Consider the following 4918-nt stretch of genomic DNA (forward strand, 5'->3'; position numbering starts at 1 on the left):
CGCCGGCCCCGCGGAGCCCGCTCTCGCGGAGGCGGTCGCGCCGGGCCTGCCGCCCGGCGTCGTGCTCACCCAGCGTGCCGACCGGCTGTACCTGCACCTGTTCGCGTGGCCGTTCGCGCACGTGCACCTGCGCGGGCTGGCCGACCGCGTGCGGTACGCCCAGCTCCTGCACGACGGCTCCGAGCTGCGTGCCACCCGCACCGACCCCGACCAGAAGGCGTGGAACACCACGCCCGGCGGGCAGCCGCCCGGCACCCTGACGCTGCACCTGCCGACGGCACGACCCGACGTCGCCGTTCCGGTGGTCGAGCTGTTCCTGCGATGAGTTCGGGCGGGCCCCGTCGTCGGACGTCACATGAACCTGAAAAAGCATCGGCGGGCCGTCCCCTCGTCAGGCAGGGTTGAGCCATGAGCGACGTCGACCTGCCCCGCTGGAAGCGCAACGTCGGGCTGTTCCTCGCCGGCCAGACCATCTCCCTGTTCGGGTCGATGGTGGTCATGTACGCGGTCATGTGGCACCTGACCATCGAGACGCGGTCCGGGTCGGTGCTCATGCTGAGCATCGTGTTCGGCATGCTGCCGCAGGCGTTCGTGTCGATCTTCGGCGGCGTCTGGGCGGACCGGCACCACCGCAAGTTCCTCATCATGGGCTCGGACACGGTCATCGCCCTCGCGACACTCGGGCTGGCGCTGCTCATGGTCAGCGGCGTCGACTCGCTCTGGGTCATCTACGCGGCGCTGGCCGTGCGCTCGGTCTTCGCGGGCATCCAGACGCCGGCCGTGAGCGCGATGATCCCGCAGATCACCCCGACCGACCAGCTCATGCGCGTCAACGGCATGTTCCAGTCCATCCAGTCGGGCATGATGCTGCTCGCCCCGGCCCTGGCGGCCGTGATCTACGCGTCCTTCGACATCGTCACCGTCTTCTTCGTGGACGTGGTCACCGCTCTGCTCGGCGTGGGGATGCTCGCCCTGGTCGCGGTGCCGCGCCTGGTGCGGTCCGACGACGGCGAGCGGGTCAGCTACTTCGGCGACCTCGCGGCGGGTGTGCGGTACATCCGGTCGAACGCGCCCGTGCGATGGCTCATCACGCTGTTCGCGCTGGTCATGTTCCTGGTGGGCGCGCCGAGCTACCTCACGCCGCTCATGGTCACGCGCACGTTCGGCGACGAGGTGTGGAAGCTGACCGCGAACGAGCTGTTCTGGGGCGGCGGCATGCTGCTGGGCGGCATCATCATGGCGTCGGTCGGGCCACGGATCACGCGCCGGGTGCGCCTCATGGTGGGGTCGGTGCTCGCCACGGGCGTGCTGGTCGCCGGGCTGGGCGTGTCCACGAACATGTGGGTCTTCTTCACCATCGGCCTGGTCATCGGCGTCATGTTCGCCGCGCTCAACACCCCGGCGCTGACGATCATCCAGGAGCGCGTGGAGCCCGAGATGCAGGGCCGGGTCTTCGGCTTCGTCGGCATCGTGATGACCGTGGCGATGCCGCTGTCCATGGTGGTGTTCGGCCCGCTGGCCGACCAGTTCTCCGTCCAGGCGCTGCTGGTCCTGGCCGGCGTGCTGCTGGTGGCGGTGCTGGGCGCGATCCTCGCGTTCCCCGGGGCCCGCCGCTCGCTCGGGCAGGTCGACGCGGCGCCGGCCGGTGCACCCGAGGACGCTGCCGTGGCGAAGGACCAGGAGGCGTCGGCTGTGCCGCAGGACACAGCCGACCTGCGCTGACGGCGTGAAAGTATTGCTGGGTCCCCTAGCCGTCAGCCATGCGTGCGGAAGGTTCCTGTGAGCGCTCCGAAGATCTATGCCCTGCACGAGAACCCCGAGTGGTTCCCGCCGTTCGCCGAGGCCTTCGCGGCCGAGGGCGTCGACTTCGAGGAGTGGGTGCTCACCGACGGCGTCCTCGACCTGGACGAGGCGCCGCCGGAGGGCATCTTCTGGTCGCGCATCTCGGCGAGCAGCCACACGCGCGACCACGGCCTGACCAAGGACTACTCGCGCGCGGTGCTGTCCTGGCTGGAGGCGTACGGCCGCCGCACGGTCAACGGCCGGCGCGTGCTGGAGCTCGAGATGAGCAAGGTGGACCAGCTCACCGCGCTGCGCGCCGCCGGGATCGACACCCCGCGCACCGTGGCCGCCGTCGGCCGTGACCAGGTGCTCAAGGCCGCGCAGGGGTTCCCCACGCCGTTCGTCACCAAGCACAACCAGGGCGGCAAGGGGCTGGGCGTGCGCAAGTTCGACTCGTTCGAGGACCTCGCCGAGCACGTGGCCTCCGACGAGTACGAGGAGCCGGTGGACGGCATCACGCTGATCCAGGAGTACGTCGTGGCGGCGGACGGCGGCATCACGCGCGTGGAGATCGTCGGCAGCGAGATGGTGTACGCCGTCCGCGGCGACACCGAGCGGGGCGGGTTCCAGCTCTGCCCTGCCGACGCGTGCGCCGTCGACCCGGTCACGGGCCGGCCCGTCCCGCCGGTCGGCGCGACCATCTCCATGGCGCCCGACGACGAGTGGGGCCTGTTCTCGGAGCGCGAGGGCTACGACGACCCGGTGGTGGCCAAGTACCTGGCGTTCACGCAGCGGCACGGCATCGAGGTGGCCGGCATCGAGAACATCCGGACGGCGGACGGCCGGGTGCTGACGTACGACGTGAACACCAACACGAACTACAACAGCGACGTCGAGCAGGGCACGGCGAGGTCGGGCCCGCGAGAGATCGTCCGGCACCTGGCGCGGGTGCTGCGGGAGACCTACCCCGCCTGACCCCATCGAGTGCTGGATCTTCGCCCTTCCAGCGCACGAAGAAGGGCGAAGATCCAGCACTCGACGAAGCAAGCTAGGCGAAGCCGAAGATCGGGCCGAACGCGACCACCACGATCGCGGCCCAGGCGGCGTAGACCGGCAGGTACTGCGTCTGCCAGCGCTCGATCGCGCCGAACGTGCGGTGCCCGCGCACGAACCCGGTCGCCAGCCACGCCGCCCACGCGAGGTGCACCAGCAGCACCAGGTTGAGCCCGAGCGCCGCGACCTTGTTGGCGGTGAAGCCGAACTCGGCGATCCGGGTGAGCATCGCGGTCAGCGCCACGGCGTCGACCGCGAGCGCCGCGCCGACCAGCACGAGCTGCAGCCAGTCGAAGATCCCGGGCGGCGCGAGCGGGTCGCGGGCCGAGATCGAGTACAGCAGCAGGAACAGGACCAGCACGAGGATCGCGTCCATGAGGATGAGCAGGTCGCGGTCGACGTCGGTGAGCGGCCCGTTGACGAGCAGCACCACGAAGATCGCGACCAGCATGACGATGGTCAGCGGCGTGAAGACCCGCGTGAGCACCGGGGCGATGTTCTCGACGACGTTCTTCTTGGCCTCCACCAGCCAGGCGCCCACCAGGAGCGCGCCGGGGAGGGCGAACGGCATGAGCCAGTCGCCGAGGAACGGCTCGAAGTCCACCCCGACCAGGCTGAGCGTGCCGATGGTGAGCCCGATGAGCAGCCCGCCCCCGAGCGCGATGAGCGCGAGGTAGATGATGAGCTCGCCGGTGAACCGGACGAAGTCCATGCGGCGCGCGCTCGACCGCCAGGCACCGCCGGCGTACACGACGCCGAGCAGCAGCCAGAGCACCACGGGGGTGTGGCTGATCGCGAGGAACTCGGTCATGCCGGGTTCGTCGTACGGACCGGACTCGAACGGGTAGAGGTTGACCACGAGCGCGAGCGCCGTCGTGATCGCGAGCAGCACGCCGCTCACCCGCCACGGCACGCGCCGCTTCCACACGAAGTACCCGGCCAGGAACGGCAGGACGGCGAAGACGCCGTTGCGCACGAGCACCAGCTCGTTGCCGACGGTCGCGGCGAGCAGGACCTTGAGCACGATGCCCGCGCCGACCGCGAGGGCCAGGACGACGGCCAGCTCGCGCCAGCGCCCGCCGTCGCCGGGTTCCTCGGGCACGAGCACGAGCTGCTTCCAGAGCCGGTCGGAGTGCTCGCGCGCGAACTCGCGGGACACCTCGTCGAGGTTGCCCATGCGCTTGACCGCGACGAGGAAGGCCTCCTCGTCCTCCAGCCCGGCGGCGGTCAGGTCGCTGACCTGGCCGCGGAGGTGGTCCTCCATCTCGTCGACGTCGGCGGCCGAGATCGCCCGACGGCGCTGGACGTAGCCGCGCCAGAGGTCGATCTGCTCCTCCAGCACGACGTGCTCGGCGGGCTCCGTGCGCTGGGCGGGACCGGCGTCGTTCCCGTTCTGGTCGCTCATCATGCCCACCCTTCGGCGACGGCGGGGCCGGGCTGGACGTCCTGCCACACCTGCTTGAGCGCGTCGGAGACGACCGCCCACTGCTGGCGGCGCTCAGCGAGCGCCTCCTTGCCCGACGCGGTGATCGCGTAGTGCTTGCGGCGCCGCCCGACGTCGGACGTGCCCCACGTGGCCTTGACGTACTCCAGGCGTTCGAGCCGGTGGAGCAGGGGGTAGAGCATGCCGTCGGTCCACTCCATGCGGCCGCCGGAGAGCTCGTTGACGCGCTTGAGGATCGCGTAGCCGTACGACTCGCCGTCGGCCAGGATGCCGAGGACGAGGGGCGTGGCGGACGCCGCGACCAGATCCTTGTCGATGTGCACCTGCACTCCTATGCCTAGTGCTGCTAGGGATGCCTACCCTAGCAGCACTAGGCATAGGAGTCCTAGGTCAGCGCCGGCGCGGGGTCGCGGCGCGGTACGCCGAGACCGTCGGCTCGCCGTCGAGCCAGAACCGCCACGGGTACAGGTCCGCGCGACCTCCGTCGCCGCTCACACCCACGCGCGGGCCGGACAGCACGGTGCCCGACGGCGTCGTGGGGACTTCCAGCGCCACGGCACCGTCCGGGTCGGTGACGTCGGCGCCGTCGTCGGCCAGGTCGAGGCCGAGCGCGACGGCGAGCCGGGCCGGGCCGCGGGC

Annotated in this window: 5 protein-coding genes and 1 pseudogene; 3 read left to right on the top strand and 3 right to left on the bottom strand. The window is 70.7% G+C overall.

The genetic code is table 11. The features are described 5' to 3' along the window. The 3 genes and pseudogenes from PROKR_RS12350 to PROKR_RS12360 form a co-directional block, all read left to right on the top strand. Window positions 1-325, top strand: a pseudogene (locus PROKR_RS12350) (alpha-L-fucosidase); the annotation flags it as partial. A gap of 83 nt (window positions 326-408) precedes the next feature. Continuing rightward, the gene (locus tag PROKR_RS12355) at window positions 409-1722 is read left to right on the top strand and encodes an MFS transporter (RefSeq protein ID WP_036963630.1); all 1314 of its coding nucleotides are present in this window, start codon (window positions 409-411) and stop codon (window positions 1720-1722) included. A gap of 57 nt (window positions 1723-1779) precedes the next feature. Then, window positions 1780-2757: an ATP-grasp domain-containing protein gene (locus PROKR_RS12360; RefSeq protein ID WP_036963632.1), complete on the top strand. Its 978-nt coding sequence runs from the start codon at window positions 1780-1782 to the stop codon at window positions 2755-2757. 73 nt (window positions 2758-2830) lie between these two features. Here PROKR_RS12360 and PROKR_RS12365 read toward each other — a convergent pair whose 3' ends face one another. From PROKR_RS12365 to PROKR_RS12375, 3 genes are all read right to left on the bottom strand, one after another. After that, on the bottom strand, window positions 2831-4240 hold the full coding sequence (locus PROKR_RS12365) for a permease prefix domain 1-containing protein (protein WP_342665871.1): 1410 nt from the start codon (window positions 4238-4240) through the stop codon (window positions 2831-2833). Then, on the bottom strand, window positions 4240-4602 hold the full coding sequence (locus tag PROKR_RS12370) for a PadR family transcriptional regulator (protein WP_020016599.1): 363 nt from the start codon (window positions 4600-4602) through the stop codon (window positions 4240-4242). Before PROKR_RS12370 ends, PROKR_RS12365 begins: the two co-directional genes overlap by 1 nt. Window positions 4603-4669: 67 nt before the next feature. Then, a partial coding sequence (locus tag PROKR_RS12375) for a DNA-3-methyladenine glycosylase (protein WP_036963634.1) occupies window positions 4670-4918 on the bottom strand: 249 nt, incomplete at its 5' end.

Origin of the sequence: Promicromonospora kroppenstedtii DSM 19349, from assembly GCF_000515355.1 — a bacterium.
Lineage (GTDB): Bacteria > Actinomycetota > Actinomycetes > Actinomycetales > Cellulomonadaceae > Promicromonospora > Promicromonospora kroppenstedtii.